Below are 18,214 nucleotides of genomic sequence, written 5' to 3'. Positions count from 1 at the left end.
CTCACCCGAACGACGCGACCTCGATCGATGGCGATTCGGAGGTGATGCCGCGAGAATCCAGCGGCCTGGAGGCTCGTCGCCCTGGCCACTCCTCCGTGACGTCGCAACTGCTGTTCGAGATCATGCATGACGTCGACGATGCCGTCGCCTCGCCTGGCGATGCGCCGAGTGCGCCGAGCTGTGGCGTACCGGCCGGGATCACGCATGTGGAGGAGGAGTCGCCCACGCGCCCAACTTCGGAGATCTGCGCCGGATCGGCCGCAGATCACCGGATCACACCGCTCGGCCGCGATTGTCCGAAATTGCGGCGAGGGTCCGCGCGTCGCGACGGGTCAGAACGGCAGCAGCGGGTCGACGCCGATCGCGAGGAACAGCAGCGACAGGTACGCGATCGAGCCGTGGAAGACGCGCATCGGCGAGACCTGCTCGTGCCGGATCGCCAAGCTGTAGAGACGGTGCGTCTCGTAGATGAACCAGACGCCGGTGACCACTGCGACCGTCGAGTAGACGAGCCCCATGTCGGCGATCGGAATGAGCAGCAGCGAGCAGGCGACGGTGGCCCACGCGTAGAGGATGACCTGGAGACCCACCTGCGCTCGGCCGCGCACGACGGCGAGCATCGGCACGCCGGCGGCGGCGTAGTCGTCTCTGTACTTCATCGAGAGGGGCCAGTAGTGCGGCGGCGTCCAGAGGAAGATGATGAGGAAGAGGATGAACGGCGGCCAGCTGAGATCGCCGGTCACCGCTGCCCATCCGATGAGCACCGGCATGCAGCCGGCCACGCCGCCCCACACGATGTTCTGCGAGGTGCGGCGCTTCAGGATGAGGCTGTAGAACACGACGTAGAGCAGGATGGCGCCGAGCGAGAGCGCAGCCGCCAGCCAGTTGGTGAAGACCCAGAGCCAGACGATCGACGCGAGTCCGAGACCGTAGGCGAAGACGAGCGCTTCACGGTCGGTCAGTTCGCCTGTGACGAGCGGACGCCCCTGGGTGCGCTTCATGACGCGATCGATGTCGCGGTCGATGTAACAGTTGAACGCCCCGGCGGATCCGGCGCTCATGGCGCCGCCGATGAGCGTGGCGATCAGCAGCCAGAGGCCCGGCAACCCCTGCTCTGCAAGGATCATGGTCGGTGCCGTCACGACGAGCAGCAACTCGATGACCCGCGGCTTCGTCAGCGCAACGTACGCGGCGAGCTTGCGTCGTACGGTCATCGCCGGTCGGGTGTCTCGGGTCTGTACGGCTGCCTGCATCGTTCCTCTTCCGGCGCGCGGGCGCGCATCTGCCGCCACGCCCGAGTCCGATTCTATGACAACATGTGTCGCAGGGTTGGGTAAGCGCTTTCCTGCGCCATGCGGCCTCACTCCATCCTCCGAGGCCGGTGATCCTCCCGACACGTTCACGAAACGCGAGGAGTCCATATACTGGCAATGCGCGCCCGACGGCGCGGATTCGAATTGCCGTCCGGTGCGACGACCAACGGGTCATCCGCCGGACAACTCGCGCCGTAGCGAATTCCGCGGTGACGGGACAACGGTTCCCGGCGCCGTCCAATGACCGGAAGGAACGTACACCTCGTGGCAACTCTGCAGTGGGAACCCATCGACGACCAGGCGGTCGACACCGCCCGCGTACTCGCGGCCGACGCCGTCGAGAAGGTCGGCAACGGGCATCCCGGCACCGCGATGAGCCTCGCGCCCGCCGCCTACCTCCTCTTCCAGAAGATCATGCGACGCGACCCGTCCGACCACGCCTGGCTCGGCCGAGACCGCTTCATCCTCTCCGCAGGTCACTCCTCCCTCACCCAATACGTGCAGCTCTATTTCGCCGGTGACGGCCTCGAGCTCTCCGACCTCGAGGCACTGCGCACCTGGGGCTCGAAGACACCCGGCCACCCCGAGTACGGCCACACCGCCGGCGTCGAGATCACCACCGGACCGCTCGGCCAGGGTCTCGCATCCGCCGTCGGCTTCGCCTACGCGGCGCGCTTCGAGCGCGGCCTCTTCGACCCCGAGGCCGCGGCGGGCACGAGCCCGTTCGACCACTTCGTGTACGTCGTCGCGGGTGACGGCGACCTGCAGGAGGGCATCACGAGCGAGGCATCCTCACTCGCCGGCCACCAGCAGCTCGGCAACCTCGTCGTGATCTACGACTCCAACCAGATCTCCATCGAAGACGACACCAACATCGCCTTCACCGAGAACGTGGCCGAGCGTTACGAGGCCTACGGCTGGCACGTGCAGACGGTCGACTGGAAGAAGACCGGCCAGTACGTCGAAGACGTCGCCGAGCTGAACGCGGCCATCCAGGCTGCGAAGGGCGAGTCCTCGAAGCCGTCGATCATCATCCTGAAGACGATCATCGGCTGGCCCTCCCCGGGCAAGCAGAACTCCGGCAAGATCCACGGCTCGGCGCTCGGCGCCGCCGAGCTCGCCGCGACGAAAGAGGTACTCGGCTTCGACCCCGAGCAGAGCTTCGTCGTCGCCGCCGAGGTCATCGACCACACGCGACTCGCCATCGAGCGCGGCGCAGCCGAGCACGCCGAATGGCAGCTCGCCTTCGACGCCTGGGCAGCGGCGAACCCCGACCGTAAGGCACTGCTCGACCGGCTCGAGGCCGGCGAGCTCCCCGACGACATCGAATCGATGCTTCCCGTCTTCGACGGTGGCACCGAGGTGTCCACCCGTGCAGCGTCCGGCAAGGTCATCAACGCCCTCGCCGGCGTGTTGCCCGAGCTCTGGGGCGGTTCGGCCGACCTCGCCGAGTCGAACCTGACCACGATCAATGGCGCGGCCTCATTCATCCCGACCGAGTGGTCGACGCACGAGTTCGCGGGCGACCCCCACGGTCGCGTGCTGCACTTCGGCATCCGCGAGCACGCGATGGGCGCCATCGTCAACGGCATCGTGCTGCACGGCAAGACGCGCGCCTTCGGCGGCACCTTCCTGATCTTCAGCGACTACATGCGACCTGCAGTGCGTCTCGCCGCACTCATGAAGGCGCCCTCGATCTTCGTCTGGACGCACGACTCGGTCGCCCTCGGCGAAGACGGCCCGACGCACCAGCCGGTCGAGCAACTCGCAACCCTGCGGGCGATCCCGGGCCTCACGGTCGTGCGGCCCGCCGACGCGAATGAGGTCGCGCACGCCTGGCTCGAGCTCCTGAAGCGCAGTGACGCTCCGGCCGGCATCGCTCTCACCCGTCAGAACATCCCGGTGTTCGAGCGCGGCGACGGCGAGGCCTCCGGTGACACCCTCGCCGCTGCGTCGAACGTCTCGAAGGGCGCATACGTGCTCGCAGAGGCGGCCTCGGGCACACCCGACGTGATCATCATCGCAACCGGCTCCGAGGTGCAGCTCGCCGTGGCCGCACGCGCCACGCTCGCGGCAGAGGGCATCGGCGCTCGCGTCGTCTCGGCGCCATCGCTCGAGTGGTTCGAGGAGCAGTCGGCCGAGTACCGCGAACAGGTGCTGCCCGCGAGCGTGACCGCTCGCGTGTCGGTCGAGGCCGGCCTCGCCCTCTCATGGCAGCGCTACCTCGGCAACCAGGGCCGCGCAGTATCGATCGAGCACTTCGGCGCCTCCGCCGACTACAAGACCCTGTTCCGCGAGTTCGGCATCACGGCCGAGGCCGTCGTCGCCGCCGCGAAGGAATCGCTCGCGTCGGCCTGACGCGCGCCAGAAGAGGAGACACTCCCATGACCAGCTCCCCCACCGCAGCACTCTCAGAGGCGGGCGTCAGCATCTGGCTCGACGACCTCTCGCGTGAACGCATCGCCTCGGGCGACCTCGCACGGCTCATCGCCGAACGCGACGTCGTCGGCGTGACCACCAACCCGACGATCTTCGCCGGCGCCCTCGCCAAGGGCGAGCGCTACGCCGAACAGGTGCACGCCCTCGCTGCAGCCGGCGCCGACGTCGACACCGCAGTCTTCGAGATCACGACCGACGACGTGCGCGACGCCGCCGACGTCTTCCGTCCGGTGTACGACCGCTCCAAGGGCTTCGACGGCCGCGTTTCCATCGAGGTCGCGCCTGGACTCGCACGTGACACCGCCGGCACGATCACCGAAGCCAAAACCCTCTGGGCGAAGGTCGACCGCCCCAACGTCATGATCAAGATCCCGGCGACGGTTGAGGGCCTCGACGCCATCACCGAAGCCATCGGCTCCGGTATCAGCGTCAACGTCACGCTGATCTTCAGCCTCGACAGGTACCGCGAGGTCATCGAGGCATACCTCGCCGGCCTCGAGCAGGCCAAGGCAGCGGGCATCGACCTCTCGACCATCCACTCGGTCGCCTCGTTCTTCGTGTCGCGGGTCGACACCGAGATCGACAAGCGACTCGTGGGCATCGGCACCGACGAGGCGCTCGCGTTGAAAGGCAAGGCCGGCATCGCAAATGCCCGCCTCGCCTACGAGCTCTTCGAGCAGCTGTTCGCGACCGAGCGTGCCGCCGCGCTCCTCGCTGCCGGCGCCAACCGCCAGCGTCCGCTCTGGGCGTCGACCGGCGTGAAGGACCCAGCGCTTCCCGACACCCTCTACGTGACCGAGCTCGTCGCGCCGGGTGTCGTGAACACGATGCCCGAGAAGACCCTCGAGGCGACCTTCGACCACGGGGTCATCGCCGGCGACACCGTCACCGGTGCGTACGCCGAGGCCGGCGCTGTGCTCGACGCGCTCGCGGGCGTGGGCGTCGACTACGACGACGTGACGCTCGTGCTCGAGAACGAGGGCGTCGACAAGTTCATCGTCTCGTGGAACGAACTCCTCGACACCGTCCGCGCAGCGCTGGAGGCAGCACGATGAGCTTCCGCATCTCCGTCAGCGGCGCCGCTGCCGACGCAGTGCGCCGCACCGTTCCCGGGCTCGTCGCCGACTTCGTGGCGAGCGGCATCACCGGTCAGGATGCCGCGCTCTGGGGTGCGGCCGCTGAAGAGGAGTCGGCGAAACGACTCGGTTGGACCGAGGCCGTCGCGGTCTCCCGTCCTCTCGTTCCCGAGATCGAAGCCCTCCGCGAGGAGCTCGAGGCGGCAGGCGTCGACCACATCGTGCTCGCGGGCATGGGCGGTTCATCGCTCGCCCCCGAGGTCATCACGCGAACGACGAACGCCGACCTCACGGTGCTCGACTCGACCGAACCCGGACAGGTTCGCGCCGCCCTCGCCGATCGGCTCGCTACATCCGCCCTCGTCGTTTCATCGAAGTCGGGGTCGACCGTCGAGACCGACAGCCAGCGCCGCATCTACGAGCAGGCGTTCCGCGATGCGGGCATCGACCCCGCCTCGCGCATCATCGTCGTGACCGACCCGGGCTCGCCCCTCGACGAGTCGGCACGCGCCGCCGGGTACCGGGTCTTCAACGCTGATCCCAACGTCGGTGGACGCTACTCGGCGCTCACGGCGTTCGGGCTCGTGCCCTCGGGCCTCGCGGGCGTCGACATCGCCGAGGTCCTCGACGAGGCCGAGACGATCGAGCTCTCGCTCGCGATCGACAGCCCCGAGAACCCCGGACTCGTGCTGGGCGCCGCGATCGCGGCCACTCAGCCACTGCGCGACAAGCTCGGCATCATCGCCGACGGCACCCACATCGTCGGCTTCGCCGACTGGGCTGAACAGCTCATCGCCGAATCCACCGGCAAAGAGGGCACAGGGCTGCTTCCCGTCGTCCTCGGCGTTGACGCCCCCGAACTCGGCGAAGACCTCTCCGACCTTCAGATCGTGCGCCTCGTCGACGACGCGGGCGACGAGATCTTCGGCGACGACGGCTCGGGCGAGATCCGGGTCTCGGGCACCCTCGGCGCGCAACTGCTCGTCTGGGAGTACGCGACGGCGGTCGCCGGGCGAATCCTCGGCATCAACCCCTTCGACCAGCCCGACGTCGAATCGGCGAAGATCGCATCACGTGGACTCCTCGACGCCCGCCCCGAACCCGCGCCCGCGGCATTCGTGGAACAGGGCATCGAGGTGCGCGGCACGCCAGAGGTCATCGGCGCCTCCAGCGATCTCGCCTCGGCGATCGACGTACTGCTCGAAGAGCTCCCTGCGAACGGATACCTCTCGATCCAGGCGTATGTCGATCGCGTCGCGCACCCCGAGCTCGAGCGACTCCGCGACCTCCTGGCCGCACGCGCGGGTCGCCCGGTCACGTTCGGCTGGGGTCCCCGGTTCCTGCACTCGACCGGGCAGTTCCACAAGGGCGGTCCCGCGGTCGGCGCATTCCTGCAGATCACGCAGACGCCGGCCGAAGATCTCGCGATCCCCGATCGGCCGTTCACGTTCGGTCAGCTGATCGCCGCGCAGGCTTCGGGCGACGCGAGTGTGCTCGCCGAGCACGGTCGCCCGGTGCTCACCTTGACCCTCACCAACCCGTCGGCTGACACGGCGACCCTGTTCGACGTCGTCGACTGACCTTCCGGAGGAACGATGCAACCGGCCGCGATCACCGCGCAGCACAACCCGCTCCGCTCCCCCAAAGATTATCGACTGAACCGCATCGCGGGTCCGTCGAGCCTGATCATCTTCGGTGTCACCGGCGACCTGTCGCGCAAGAAGTTGATGCCGGCGGTCTACGACCTCGCGAACCGCGGTCTACTGCCGCCGGGCTTCGCCCTCGTCGGGTTCGCCCGACGCGATTGGGACGACCAGGACTTCGAAGCCGTCGTGCACGACTCGGTGAAGCAGTACGCTCGCACCGAGTTCCGCGAAGACGTCTGGAAGCAGCTGGCCCGTGGCATCCGCTTCGTCCAGGGCGACTTCGACGACGACGCCGCATTCGACCGCCTCCGCACGGTCGTCGAAGGGCTCGACCGCGAACGCGGCACGATGGGCAATCATGCGTTCTACCTGTCGATTCCGCCGAAGTCGTTTCCGGTGGTCACCGAGCAGTTGAAGCGATCGGGTCTCACGGAGCAGCACGACAACCAGTGGCGCCGCGTCGTCATCGAGAAGCCCTTCGGCAGCGACCTGAAGACCGCGCGCGAGCTGAACGACGTCGTGGCGTCGGTGTTCCCGCCCGACTCGGTGTTCCGCATCGATCACTACCTCGGCAAGGAGACCGTCCAGAACATCCTGGCGCTCCGCTTCGCGAACCAGCTCTACGAGCCCATCTGGAATGCCAATTACGTCGACCACGTGCAGATCACGATGGCCGAAGACATCGGCGTCGGGGGCCGAGCCGGGTACTACGACGGCATCGGCGCGGCGCGCGACGTCATCCAGAACCACCTGCTGCAGCTCCTCGCCCTCACGGCGATGGAGGAGCCGATCTCCTTCGAGGCCGGCGACCTGCGCGCCGAGAAGGAGAAGATCCTCGCCGCCGTGCGCCTGCCCGACGACCTCGCATCGGGTACCGCCCGCGGCCAGTATTCGGGTGGCTGGCAGGGCGGTGAGAAGGTCATCGGATTCCTCGACGAAGACGGGATGAACCCCGAGTCGACCACCGAGACCTATGCGGCGATGAAGCTCACGATCGGCACCCGCCGTTGGGCCGGTGTTCCGTTCTACCTTCGTGCCGGAAAGCGGCTCGGTCGACGCGTCACCGAGATCGCCGTCGTGTTCAAGCGCGCACCGCAGCAGGTGTTCGCCGACAGCCAGACTTCGCAACTCGGCCAGAATGCGCTCGTGATCCGAGTGCAGCCCGATGAAGGTGTCACGATCCGCTTCGGCTCGAAAGTGCCGGGAGCGGGCATGCAGGTGCGCGATGTCACGATGGACTTCGGCTACGGCCACGCCTTCACCGAGGCGAGCCCCGAAGCCTACGAGCGTCTGATCCTCGACGTGCTGCTCGGCGATCCGCCGCTCTTCCCGCGCCAAGAGGAGGTCGAGCTGTCGTGGAAGATCCTCGATCCGATCGAGGAGTTCTGGGCAACACAGGGTCAACCCGAGCAGTATCGGCCCGGCACGTGGGGGCCTGCCTCCGCCGACGAACTGCTCGAACGCGACGGAAGAAGCTGGAGACGCCCATGATCGTCGATCTGCCCGACACGACGACGAGCAAAGTCTCGAAGACCCTCGTGAAGATTCGTGAAGAGGGAGGCGTCGTCGCCCTCGGCCGCGTGCTCACCCTCGTCATCGCGACGACTCCCGGCGCCGAAGAAGAGGCGATCGAGGCGGCGAACGACGCCTCACGCGAGCATCCGATGCGCGTCATCGTCGTCTCGACCGAGCCCGGCACCGAGAATTCGTCGGTCGCACCGCGGCTCGACGCAGAGATCCGTGTCGGCGGTGACGCCGGCGCGAGCGAGGTGATCGTGTTGCGCGCCTGCGGCGATGCGGCGCTCGACGAAGAGAGCCTCGTGATGGCGCTCCTGCTGCCCGACGCGCCCGTCGTCACCTGGTGGCCGGGTGCTGCACCCGAAGTTCCCGGGCGTTCAGCGCTCGGTCGCATCGCACACCGAAGAATCACGGATGCTTCGGCGCAGCCCGACCCGCAGGCGGCGCTGCGTGCGTTGGCTTCGAGCTACACCCCGGGTGACGCCGACTTCGCCTGGACGCGACTGACCCTGTGGCGGGCTCAACTCGCCGCAGTGCTCGACCAACCGCCGTACGAGCCCGTCACGGCCGTAGAGGTCTCCGGGGCGATCGACTCGCCGTCGACCACGCTGCTCGCCGCATGGCTTCGGCTGGAGCTCAACGCCCCGACCGAGTACGACCTCACGGGCGTCGAAGCAGGATCCCATGGCATCCACGGCGTACGGCTGGTGCGCGACGGCGGTGCCATCGAACTGATCCGCGACATTCCCGGCATCGCGACGCTCCGTCAGCCGGGTCAACCGGTGCACGACCTGGCACTGCCTCGCCGCAGCCTCCGCGACTGTCTCGCCGACGAGCTTCGCCGGCTCGACCCCGATGAGTTGTACGGTGAAGTGATCACGAGCGGGCTCGAGCTCCTCGGCGCCGGCGACAAGGGAGACGTGGCATGACCAACGAACGACGCGTGCTCGTGCACCCCGACAAGGCCTCGCTATCGGGCTCGGTCGCTGCCCGGTTCATCACGAAGCTCCTCGACATCCTCGACACGCAAGCGGTCGCCCACATCGTCCTCACCGGAGGATCGATGGGCGCGGCGGTGCTCGAGGCGGTCGGCGCGTCGCCTGCACACACTTCCATCGACTGGTCCCGGGTGCACTTCTGGTGGGGCGACGAGCGATGGGTTCCGGCGGGCGACACCGAACGCAACGATGAACAGGCCCGCGTCGCGCTCCTCGGCCAACTCGACCTGCCCGCCGAGAACCTGCACCCGTTCCCCGCCGCCGACTCCGGGCTCGAGCTCGACGTCGCAGCAGACGTGTATGCCGCGGAGCTCTCGTCGCACGGTGTCGACGGGCTGCTGCATCCGATCTTCGACATCACCTTCCTCGGGGTCGGTCCCGACGGCCACATCGCGTCGCTCTTTCCCCACCGCTCCGGCATCCAGGTGACCGATCGCACCGTGATCGCCGTTCGCAACTCGCCCAAGCCGCCGCCCGAGCGGCTGAGCCTGACGCGCCCGGTCATCAACGCCTCGCAGCGCGTCTGGCTCGTGCTCGCGGGCGCCGACAAGGCATCGGCCCTGGGGCTCGCTCTGGCCGGCGCGAGTCGTGATGAGGTTCCCGTGGCGGGCATCAAGGGCCGGCGCCGTACCGTCTTCTTCGTCGACGCCGACGCAGCATCCGAGGTTCCCGAGTCGCTCATCGCCCGCGACTACTGAACTCCAGCCATAAAGAAAGGTCCGGCCCTGAGGCCGACCCCTTCTTCATGCTGCCTGTCGCGTCAGTCTTTCGGAGCCTGACCGCGACGCGTGCGAAGCTGGGTGAGTGCGTCGTCGAGGAGCGCGGCCGCCTCTTCGTCGGTGCGACGCTCTTTCACATAGGCGAGGTGGGTCTTGTACGGCTCGAGCTTCGAGACCGACGGCGGGTTCTCTCGGTCACGCCCCGCCGGCAGACCGGTCGACGGGCTGTCGATGGTCTCGGGGATCTCCTCTTCGGGCAGGCTTGCCGCGAAGTGCCGCACGGTCTCGTTGCCGTGCGCATCCCAGTAGCTGATCGCGACGCGATCGGCGTGGAACCCGCGGTCTTGTTCGCCCATTGGTCCCGCTCCGACGCGTGAACCGCGGATGGCGCTGTTTCCTGATGCCATGATCGTGCTCCCGTCAGATTCCGGCGTCGAACTTGGTGATGAGGCCCAGCACGACGATGCAGGTGACCCATACGAGCCCGAGGATGACCGTGATGCGGTTCAGGTTGCGCTCGGCAACCCCGGATGCGCCGAGGCTCGACGTGACGCCGCCACCGAACATGTCGGACAGACCGCCGCCACGACCCTTGTGCAGCAGGATGAGCAGTGTCAGCAGGAGGCTCGTGAGACCGAGCAGCACCTGCAGGACGACCTGGAGAATCTCCACTGGTGAACCTTTCCGGGCACGACAGATGAGTCGGGCCGACAATCGAGTATAGCTGGAAGCGCCAGTGTGCCCGGGATCGCGAGCGACCCCGGGCACGGAGAGTTCAGGCGCCGACGTGCTTCTTGAACCGCACGATGCTCGAGAACTCGTCGATGTCGAGGCTCGCACCGCCGACGAGCGCGCCGTCGACATTCGGCTCGCGCAGGAAGGACGCGATGTTCGAGGCCTTCACGGAGCCGCCGTAGAGCACCCTCGTCGATTGCGCGACGTCTTCACCGACGAGCTCGACGAGGAGTGCACGGAGTGCGGCAGCCACCTGCTCGGCCTGTGCCGGAGTGGCGGCCTGGCCTGAACCGATCGCCCAGACCGGCTCGTACGCGACGACGAGGCCTTTCGCTCCGTCGACGCCCTCGAGAGCTGCGCGCAACTGCGCGACCGGGACTGCACTCGGACCGTGCGTCTCAAGGTCTTCGGCGGTCTCGCCGATGCAGACCACCGGCACGAGGCCGTGGCGGTGCGCGGCCTTCACCTTCGCGTTGACCTCGGCATCGGACTCAGCGTGCAACTGACGTCGCTCCGAATGCCCGATGATCACATAGCGGCAGTCGAGCTGCGCGAGGAACGCGCCCGAGATCTCGCCGGTGTACGCGCCGGAGTCATGCGCAGAGAGATCCTGCGCCCCGTATCCGATGGGCAGCGAGTCCGCCGCGACGAGCGTCTGCACCGAACGCAGATCGGTGAACGGCGGGAACACGGCGACCTCGGCATCGGCGAAGTCGTGCTTCGCGTCGGCGAGGGCCCACGCCAGCTTCTGCACGAATGCGATCGCCTGCAGGTGGTCGAGGTTCATCTTCCAGTTGCCTGCGATGAACGGGGTGCGCTTCACTGCCATCCGAGGACCTCCAGTCCGGGGAGCTTCTTGCCCTCGAGGAACTCGAGACTCGCGCCCCCGCCAGTTGAAATGTGACCGAACTGGTCATCGGCGAAGCCGAGTTGGCGAACGGCGGCTGCCGAATCACCACCGCCGACGACACTGAGTCCGTCGACCTGGGTGAGCGCCTCGGCGACCACACGGGTGCCCGCAGCGAACGGTTCGAGTTCGAACACGCCCATGGGGCCGTTCCAGAACACCGTCTTCGATGCGCGAATGTGTTCGGCGAACGCGGCGGCGGTCTCAGGCCCGATGTCGAGACCGAGTCCGGATGCCCCGAACGGCGTCTGTTCGATCGCATCGGCGGGTGCAATGACATGGTCGGCTTCCGCCGAGAACGATGCGGACACCACGACGTCGGTCGGCAGCACGATGTCGACGCCGCGCTCGGCCGCCTCGGCGAGGTAGCCCTTGACCGTGTCGATCTGGTCGGCTTCGAGCAGGCTCGAACCGACCTTGTGCCCTTGGGCGGCGAGGAAGGTGAAGAGCATGCCGCCGCCGATCAGCAGCGCATCGACCCGCGGAAGCAGGTGGGCGATGACGCCGAGCTTGTCGGAGACTTTGGAACCGCCGAGCACAACCGTGTACGGACGTTCCGGTGTCTCGGTGAGACGGTCGAGCACGTCGAGCTCGGCGGCGATCAGGAGACCGGCCGCGCTCGGGCGCAACTGCTCGAGCTCGTAAACGCTCGCCTGCTTTCGGTGCACCACGCCGAATCCGTCGGAGACGACGGCGTCGGCGAACTCCGCGAGTTTCCCGGCGAACGCCGTGCGCTCCCCCTCGTTCTTCGAGGTCTCCCCGGGGTTGAACCGCAGGTTCTCGAGTACGAGCACCTCGCCGTCGCCGAGGGCATCGACCTTCGCCGCGGCATCCGAACCGACCGTGTCGTTCGCGAAGGCCACCGGCGCTTCGATCAGCTCGCCGAGACGGGTCGCCACCGGCGCCAGGCTGTACTTCGGGTCGGGTGCGCCCTCTGGGCGCCCCAAGTGGGACACCACGATGACGCGGGCTCCCTGAGCGACGAGCGCCGTCAGGGTGGGGACCGATGCCCGCACACGGCCGTCGTCCGTGATGGCCCCGTCCCGCAGGGGGACGTTCAGGTCACAACGGACGACGACGCGCTTGCCGGCGAGCGGACCGAGGGAATCGATCGTTCGCAGGGTCACTGGGGCTCGATTCAGAGACGTTCGGCGACGTACTCGGTGAGGTCGACGAGACGGTTGGAGTAGCCCCACTCGTTGTCGTACCAGCTCGAGAGCTTCACCTGATCGCCCAGCACGCGAAGGAGACCGGCGTCGAAGATCGACGAGTGCGGGTCGCCGACGATGTCGCTCGAGACGATCTCGTCTTCGGTGTACTTGAGAATGCCCTTCATCGGCCCCTCGGCGGCCGCCTTGTACGCGGCCTTGACCTCGTCGACGGTCACCGGGCGCGAGGAGGTGACCGTGAGGTCGGTGATCGAGCCGGTGGGAACGGGCACGCGCAGTGCGAAACCGTCGAGCTTGCCGACGAGCTCGGGCAGCACGAGGCCGAGGGCCTTCGCTGCACCGGTCGAGGTCGGCACGATGTTGATCGCGGCGGCGCGGGCGCGGCGCAGGTCTTTGTGCGGGCCGTCTTGCAGGTTCTGGTCGGCGGTGTACGCGTGGACTGTCGTCATGAGACCGCGCTCGATGCCGAATGCGTCGTTGAAGACCTTGGCGAGCGGTGCGAGGCAGTTCGTGGTGCAGGAGGCGTTCGAGATGATGTGGTGCTTCTCGGGGTCGTAGTCGTGCTCGTTCACGCCGATGACGAACGTCGCGTCTTCATCGGTCGCGGGCGCCGAGATGAGCACCTTCTTCGCGCCGGCCTCGATGTGCTTGCGCGCGTCGGTGGCTTTCGTGAAGAAACCGGTCGACTCGATGACGATGTCGACACCCAACTCGCCCCACGGCAAGTTGGCGGGGTCGCGCTCGGCGAACGCCTTGATCGCCTTGCCGTCGACGATGATGTGGTCGTCGTCGTAGTCGACCGTCGCGTCCAGTCGACCCGCGATGGAGTCGTACTTCAGAAGGTGAGCGAGCGTCTTGTTGTCGGTGAGGTCGTTCACGGCGACGATCTCGAGGTCGGCGCCCTGGGCGAGGGCGGCACGGAAGTAGTTGCGGCCGATGCGGCCGAAGCCGTTGATGCCGATCTTTACAGACACAGATGTCTCCTGATTGACGATGGCGCGAACGCGCTCTTTCACTGGTGAACTGGTCGGACGGCGGTGTCCTCGGACATGCCCGAGGACACCATCCGTTTACGACAGTAGCAGCAGCCCTGAGGTCTTCTCACCGGCGGTCTGGAACCGCTTCTGGACGTTCTCCCAGTTCGTGATGGCCCAGAACGCCTTCACATAGTCGGCACGCACGTTCTTGTAGTCGAGGTAGTAGGCGTGCTCCCAGACATCGAGCATGAGCAGCGGCACGATGCCGGCAGGCAGATTGCCCTGCTGGTCGAAGAACTGCGCGATGATCAGGCGTTCTCCGATCGAATCCCACGCGAGCACGGCCCAGCCGGAGCCTTGAACGCCAAGCGCCGTCGCGGTGAAGTGCGCCTGGAACTTATCGAACGATCCGAAGTGATCGTCGATCGCCGAGGCGAGCTCGCCCGTGGGCTTGTCGCCGCCGTCGGGTGAGAGGTTGGTCCAGAAGATCGAGTGGTTGACGTGGCCGCCGAGATTGAACGCCAGGTCTTTCTCGAGCTTGTTGACGTTCGCGAGATTGCCCGAGTCGCGGGCCTCTGCGAGCTGGGCGAGCGCAGTGTTGGCGCCCGTCACATACGCCTGGTGGTGCTTCGAGTGGTGCAGCTCCATGATCGTGGCGCTGATCGACGGCTCGAGCGCCGAGTAGTCGTAAGGCAGATCGGGCAGGGTGTAGTCGGCCATTGCTTCTCCTTGTCAGATGCGCCGGGCCTCCGGGCGACCCCCGAGGTTCCGCGGCTCCCTTTCGAGTCTATGCCCGTCGCGAGGCTCGCTGCCGGGGCATCCGTCACACCTCGTCGAGATCTGCAGGCAGGCTCGCTTCGGTACCGGGCACGCCGAGATCGGCGGCCCGCTTGTCGGCCATCGCGAGGAGGCGGCGGATGCGACCCGCGACGGCGTCTTTGGTCATCGGCGGGTCGGCGTAGTGGCCGAGCTCGTCGAGGCTCGCCTCACGGTGGGACAGGCGCAACTCACCCGCGTACTTCAGATGTTCGGGGATGCCGTCGCCCAGCAGTTCCATCGCCCGATCGACACGAGCACACGCCGCAACGGCAGCCTGTGCCGAACGGCGCAGATTGGCGTCGTCGAAGTTCACGAGGCGATTCGCCGTCGCCCGCACCTCTCGCCGCTGGCGCAACTCCTCCCAGTTGCGCACCGTGTCGGTGGCGCCCATCACGGCGAGCATCGCGCTGATCGCCTCGCCATCGCGAATCACGACACGATGCACACCGCGCACCTCCCGCGCCTTCGCCGAGATCCCGAGCCGACCAGCGGCGCCCACGAGGGCCATCGCGGCCTCGTTTCCGGGGCAGATGACCTCGAGCGCGGCCGAGCGGCCCGGATCGGTCAGGCTCCCCTTGGCGAGGAACGCGCCGCGCCAGATCGCCGCCACCTCGTCACGGGAACCGGTCGTCAGTTTGTTCGGCAACCCTCGAACAGGGCGCCGCCGAGCATCGAGCAGGCCGGTCTGGCGCGCGAGGGTCTCTCCGCCGTCGAGCACGCGCACGAGGTACTGGTTGGAGCGTCGCACGCCCGTCGGCGAGATCACCGAGACGTCGGGCCGAACACCGTAGATCTCAGCGAGATCCCGAGTCACACGTCGCACGAGCGTCGGCGAGTCGAGCTCGGCCTCGATCGCGATGCGGTTCGAGATGATGTGGAGCCCGCCCGCGAACCGCAGGATGGACGCCAGTTCTGCGACTCTGACGCCCGTTTTCGACACCTCGACACGCGCCAATTCTTCTTTCACGTCAGCGGTCAGTGCCACCTCAAGTCCCATCTCTCATCATGTCGCCTGGCCGTCGATCACTCGCGGCCGAGATCCCGGTCTTTCACGCTGACGACGACTCCGGGCAGCGCTGCGATGCGCGAGCTCAGTTCGCGCACCAGGGCGACCGAGCGGTGCTTGCCCCCGGTGCATCCGATTGCGATCGTGGCATGTCGTTTGTTCTCGCGCTGGTAGCCCGCGAGCACGGGCTCGAGCGCCTTCGCGTACGCGTCGAGGAACTCGCGCGCGCCGGGCTGGCTCAGCACGTACTCCGAAACTGCGGCGTCGTTGCCGGTGAGGTGGCGAAGCTCGGGGATCCAGAATGGATTGGGAAGGAACCTCGCATCGGCGACGAGATCGGCGTCGGCAGGCACCCCGTACTTGAATCCGAAACTCTGCATGGTGATGCGAAGCCCGGCGTGACCTTCTTCGGCGAATGTCTCGGTGACGAGGGTCGCGAGCTGGTGGATGTTGAGATCGGAGGTGTCGACGACGATGTCGCTCGCTTCGCGCAACTCGGCCAGCCGCGCGCGCTCCGCGCCGATGCCGTCGAGGAGCGTGCCATTGCCCTGCAGCGGGTGCGGGCGACGCACCGACTCGAAGCGGCGCACGAGCACGGCGTCGGTCGCGTCGAGGAAGACGACGCGCACGCTGATGCCCGTGCGCAGCGCCTGGATGATCTCACGCAGCTCGGAGAAGAAGCCCCCGCCACGGATGTCGACGATCGCGGCGATGCGCGGCAGCGACGTGCCCGCCCGCTCGACGAGCTCCACGAGGGGGCGCAGCATCTGCGGTGGCAGGTTGTCGACCACATACCAGCCGAGGTCTTCGAGCGCATTGCCGACGGTCGAACGCCCCGCACCGGACATGCCCGTCACGATCAGCATCTCTTGTTGCTCGGAATCAGCGGTCATCACGTCGAGGCCCCCTTCCGCGTGTCGACACCCCAGCCTATCGGGGTGCGGGCGCGCCATCGGCGTGCAGGGCTCGGTGCACGGTCGCCGCGAGCGTCGGCCCGATGCCCTTCACCTCGGCGATCTCGGGCTCGGATGCCGCGCGCAACCGCGCGACCGATCCGAAGTGTCGCAGCAACTCCTTCACGCGCGACGGCCCGAGCCCGGCAATCTCGGAGAGCACGCTGCCGATGTCGCGCTTGCGGCGTTGCCGTTGGTGAGTGATCGCGAACCGGTGGGCCTCATCGCGCACCCGCTGGAAGAGGAAGAGCGCGTCGCTGTTTCGCGGCAGGATCACCGGGAAATCGCCATCAGGCGTCCAGATCTCTTCAAGACGCTTGGCGATTCCGCAGAGGTAGATGCCCTCGACACCGGACTCCTCGAGCGCTCGGGCGGCCGCTGCGACCTGCGGTTGCCCGCCGTCGACCACCAGCAGGTTCGGCCGATAGGCGAATCTCTTCCGGCGCTCGGATGCCGCGGCATCCGTCTCGCCGTGGGCCTCCGCGTCATCAGGGGTCGCCGCCGAGTCCGGCTCGACCGGCGAACCGATCGAATCGGGCGTCTTCAGGTAAGCGAGGCGGCGCGTGAGCACCTGGTGGATCGAGTCGGTGTCGTCGGTGGAGTGCGGAATCGTGAATCGGCGGTATTCGTCTTTGCGCGGAAGTCCGTCTTCGAAGACGACCATCGAGGCGACGATGTTGGTGCCGCTGAGGTGGCTGACGTCGTAGCATTCGATGCGCAGCGGGGCGTCGGCCATTCCGAGCGCCTCCTGGATGTCTTCGAGAGCGCGGGAACGGGTCGTGAAGTCCGCGCTCCGCCGTGTCTTGTAGAGCATCAGCGTCTGCTTGGCGTTCTGCGTCGCGGTCGCGAGCAGAGCCGCCTTGTCGCCGCGTTGCGCGGCGCGCAGTCGCACCTTTCGCCCGGAGAGGTCGCCGAGCCAGGTCTCGAGAGCCGGAGCATCGTCGGGAAGTTCGGGCACGACGACTTCGACCGGTGGTCGGCTCCCGTCACCGTAGGCGTTCTGCACCACCGAGTCGACGAGTTCGCCGAACGGCACATCGAGCTCTTTGTCGACGGTCCACGAACGGACACCGCGAATGCGACCGCCGCGAACGATGAACTGCTGCACGGCCGCAGCGAGCTCATCGTGGTCGATTCCGAACACGTCGATGTCGACCTTCTCGCCGAGCACCACCGCACTCTTCTCGAAGAACGACGTCGCGGCCTGCAGCCGGTCGCGCAGACGCGCAGCAGATTCGTAGTCTTGCGCTGCGGCGGCCGTACGCATGCGTTGCGTGAGCTCGCCGATGATGCGCCGGTCTTGGCTCGCCATGAAGGAGACGAAGCGGTCGACGTTCTCACGATGCTCTTCGATGCCCACGCGACCCGAGCACGGACCGAAACAGCGTCCGATCTGCCCGGCGAAGCACGGCTTGCCGCTGGCCATTGCCCGGCGGTAGTCGGAGTCTTTGCACGTGCGGATCGGGAAGAGCTTGAGCAGGATCTCGAGTGTCTCGTTGACGGCCCAGACCTTGGGGTACGGGCCGAAATAGCGGGCTCCGCGAATGTTGCGGTTGCGGGTGACCAGCGCACGCGGCGCCTCGTCGGCGAGCGTCACTGCGAGGTACGGATAGGACTTGTCGTCTTTGAACTGCACGTTGAACGGCGGGTCGAACTCGTTGATCCACGTGAACTCGAGCTGCAGCGCCTCGACTTCGTTGGCGACGACCGTCCACTCCACCGAGGCCGCGGTGGTGACCATCCGGCGGGTGCGCTCGTGCAGGGTGCGAAGGGGTGCGAAGTAGTTCGACAGACGTGCGCGCAGGTTCTTCGCCTTGCCGACGTACAGCACACGCCGATCGGCGTCACGGAATCGGTAGACACCGGGAGTCGTCGGAATCTCGCCCGTCTTCGGGCGGTACGGAACGCCCTGGTTGCTCGACAGCGGGGTGTTCATCGC

16 protein-coding genes are annotated in these 18,214 nt (G+C 67.2%); 6 read left to right on the top strand and 10 right to left on the bottom strand.

The window, feature by feature from the left end; translation table 11 throughout:
- Positions 1 to 332 precede the first annotated feature (332 nt).
- Complete coding sequence (locus AC1C2S_RS17475; protein ID WP_495353870.1) at positions 333 to 1,253, bottom strand: heme o synthase; 921 nt, start codon at positions 1,251 to 1,253, stop codon at positions 333 to 335.
- Between the two features lie 324 nt (positions 1,254 to 1,577).
- Between AC1C2S_RS17475 and tkt the strand changes: the two genes are divergently transcribed.
- The 6 genes from tkt to pgl are packed head-to-tail and all read left to right on the top strand — an operon-like array spanning position 1,578 to position 9,688.
- The gene (gene tkt / locus AC1C2S_RS17470; protein WP_495353869.1) at positions 1,578 to 3,671 is read left to right on the top strand and encodes a transketolase; all 2,094 of its coding nucleotides are present in this window, start codon (positions 1,578 to 1,580) and stop codon (positions 3,669 to 3,671) included.
- A 26-nt stretch (positions 3,672 to 3,697) separates the two neighbouring features.
- Entirely contained in the window at positions 3,698 to 4,807 is a 1,110-nt protein-coding gene (gene tal, locus AC1C2S_RS17465; RefSeq protein WP_495353868.1) for a transaldolase, read from the top strand.
- On the top strand, positions 4,804 to 6,408 hold the full coding sequence (locus AC1C2S_RS17460) for a glucose-6-phosphate isomerase (RefSeq protein ID WP_495353867.1): 1,605 nt from the start codon (positions 4,804 to 4,806) through the stop codon (positions 6,406 to 6,408). Before tal ends, AC1C2S_RS17460 begins: the two co-directional genes overlap by 4 nt.
- Before the next feature lie 15 nt (positions 6,409 to 6,423).
- A complete protein-coding gene (gene zwf / locus AC1C2S_RS17455) occupies positions 6,424 to 7,965 on the top strand; it encodes a glucose-6-phosphate dehydrogenase (protein WP_495353866.1) in 1,542 nt (513 codons plus the stop codon).
- Positions 7,962 to 8,921: a glucose-6-phosphate dehydrogenase assembly protein OpcA gene (locus tag AC1C2S_RS17450; RefSeq protein ID WP_495353865.1), complete on the top strand. Its 960-nt coding sequence runs from the start codon at positions 7,962 to 7,964 to the stop codon at positions 8,919 to 8,921. The genes zwf and AC1C2S_RS17450 overlap by 4 nt, the downstream gene beginning before the upstream one ends.
- Positions 8,918 to 9,688 (top strand): 6-phosphogluconolactonase, encoded by a 771-nt coding sequence (pgl, locus tag AC1C2S_RS17445; protein ID WP_495353864.1) that lies wholly within the window; start codon positions 8,918 to 8,920, stop codon positions 9,686 to 9,688. The genes AC1C2S_RS17450 and pgl overlap by 4 nt, the downstream gene beginning before the upstream one ends.
- A 62-nt stretch (positions 9,689 to 9,750) precedes the next feature.
- Here pgl and AC1C2S_RS17440 read toward each other — a convergent pair whose 3' ends face one another.
- The 9 genes from AC1C2S_RS17440 to uvrC form a co-directional block, all read right to left on the bottom strand.
- A complete protein-coding gene (locus AC1C2S_RS17440; protein WP_495353863.1) occupies positions 9,751 to 10,116 on the bottom strand; it encodes an RNA polymerase-binding protein RbpA in 366 nt (121 codons plus the stop codon).
- Between the two features lie 13 nt (positions 10,117 to 10,129).
- Entirely contained in the window at positions 10,130 to 10,381 is a 252-nt protein-coding gene (gene secG / locus AC1C2S_RS17435; RefSeq protein ID WP_108595410.1) for a preprotein translocase subunit SecG, read from the bottom strand.
- 103 nt (positions 10,382 to 10,484) lie between these two features.
- On the bottom strand, positions 10,485 to 11,273 hold the full coding sequence (tpiA, locus tag AC1C2S_RS17430; RefSeq protein WP_495353862.1) for a triose-phosphate isomerase: 789 nt from the start codon (positions 11,271 to 11,273) through the stop codon (positions 10,485 to 10,487).
- The gene (locus tag AC1C2S_RS17425) at positions 11,264 to 12,478 is read right to left on the bottom strand and encodes a phosphoglycerate kinase (RefSeq protein WP_495353861.1); all 1,215 of its coding nucleotides are present in this window, start codon (positions 12,476 to 12,478) and stop codon (positions 11,264 to 11,266) included. The genes tpiA and AC1C2S_RS17425 overlap by 10 nt, the downstream gene beginning before the upstream one ends.
- A gap of 11 nt (positions 12,479 to 12,489) precedes the next feature.
- A complete protein-coding gene (gene gap, locus AC1C2S_RS17420; RefSeq protein WP_495353860.1) occupies positions 12,490 to 13,494 on the bottom strand; it encodes a type I glyceraldehyde-3-phosphate dehydrogenase in 1,005 nt (334 codons plus the stop codon).
- A gap of 96 nt (positions 13,495 to 13,590) precedes the next feature.
- Positions 13,591 to 14,217 carry a superoxide dismutase gene (locus AC1C2S_RS17415; RefSeq protein WP_495353859.1) on the bottom strand — a complete coding sequence of 209 codons (627 nt, stop codon included), beginning with the start codon at positions 14,215 to 14,217 and terminating at the stop codon, positions 13,591 to 13,593.
- Positions 14,218 to 14,320: 103 nt separating this feature from the next.
- Positions 14,321 to 15,301 (bottom strand): DNA-binding protein WhiA, encoded by a 981-nt coding sequence (whiA, locus tag AC1C2S_RS17410; RefSeq protein ID WP_495353858.1) that lies wholly within the window; start codon positions 15,299 to 15,301, stop codon positions 14,321 to 14,323.
- A gap of 38 nt (positions 15,302 to 15,339) precedes the next feature.
- Complete coding sequence (gene rapZ / locus AC1C2S_RS17405; protein WP_495353857.1) at positions 15,340 to 16,215, bottom strand: RNase adapter RapZ; 876 nt, start codon at positions 16,213 to 16,215, stop codon at positions 15,340 to 15,342.
- Between the two features lie 37 nt (positions 16,216 to 16,252).
- On the bottom strand, positions 16,253 to 18,211 hold the full coding sequence (gene uvrC, locus AC1C2S_RS17400; RefSeq protein ID WP_495353856.1) for an excinuclease ABC subunit UvrC: 1,959 nt from the start codon (positions 18,209 to 18,211) through the stop codon (positions 16,253 to 16,255).
- Positions 18,212 to 18,214: the final 3 nt, after the last annotated feature.

The organism is Agromyces sp. Y782, from assembly GCF_059445405.1.
The sequence above is the reverse complement of the archived record's forward strand: the minus strand, read 5'-3'. Positions and strand labels throughout refer to the sequence as shown.

Bases quoted from the DNA above. Each gene is read 5' to 3' on its own strand.
- AC1C2S_RS17475 (WP_495353870.1), bottom strand. From the start codon at position 1,253: ATGCAGGCAGCCGTACAGACCCGAGACACCCGACCGGCGATGACCGTA.
- tal (WP_495353868.1), top strand. From the start codon at position 3,698: ATGACCAGCTCCCCCACCGCAGCACTCTCAGAGGCGGGCGTCAGCATC.
- AC1C2S_RS17460 (WP_495353867.1), top strand. From the start codon at position 4,804: ATGAGCTTCCGCATCTCCGTCAGCGGCGCCGCTGCCGACGCAGTGCGC.
- zwf (WP_495353866.1), top strand. From the start codon at position 6,424: ATGCAACCGGCCGCGATCACCGCGCAGCACAACCCGCTCCGCTCCCCC.
- AC1C2S_RS17450 (WP_495353865.1), top strand. From the start codon at position 7,962: ATGATCGTCGATCTGCCCGACACGACGACGAGCAAAGTCTCGAAGACC.
- pgl (WP_495353864.1), top strand. From the start codon at position 8,918: ATGACCAACGAACGACGCGTGCTCGTGCACCCCGACAAGGCCTCGCTA.
- AC1C2S_RS17440 (WP_495353863.1), bottom strand. From the start codon at position 10,116: ATGGCATCAGGAAACAGCGCCATCCGCGGTTCACGCGTCGGAGCGGGA.
- tpiA (WP_495353862.1), bottom strand. From the start codon at position 11,273: ATGGCAGTGAAGCGCACCCCGTTCATCGCAGGCAACTGGAAGATGAAC.
- AC1C2S_RS17415 (WP_495353859.1), bottom strand. From the start codon at position 14,217: ATGGCCGACTACACCCTGCCCGATCTGCCTTACGACTACTCGGCGCTC.
- rapZ (WP_495353857.1), bottom strand. From the start codon at position 16,215: ATGACCGCTGATTCCGAGCAACAAGAGATGCTGATCGTGACGGGCATG.
- uvrC (WP_495353856.1), bottom strand. From the start codon at position 18,211: ATGAACACCCCGCTGTCGAGCAACCAGGGCGTTCCGTACCGCCCGAAG.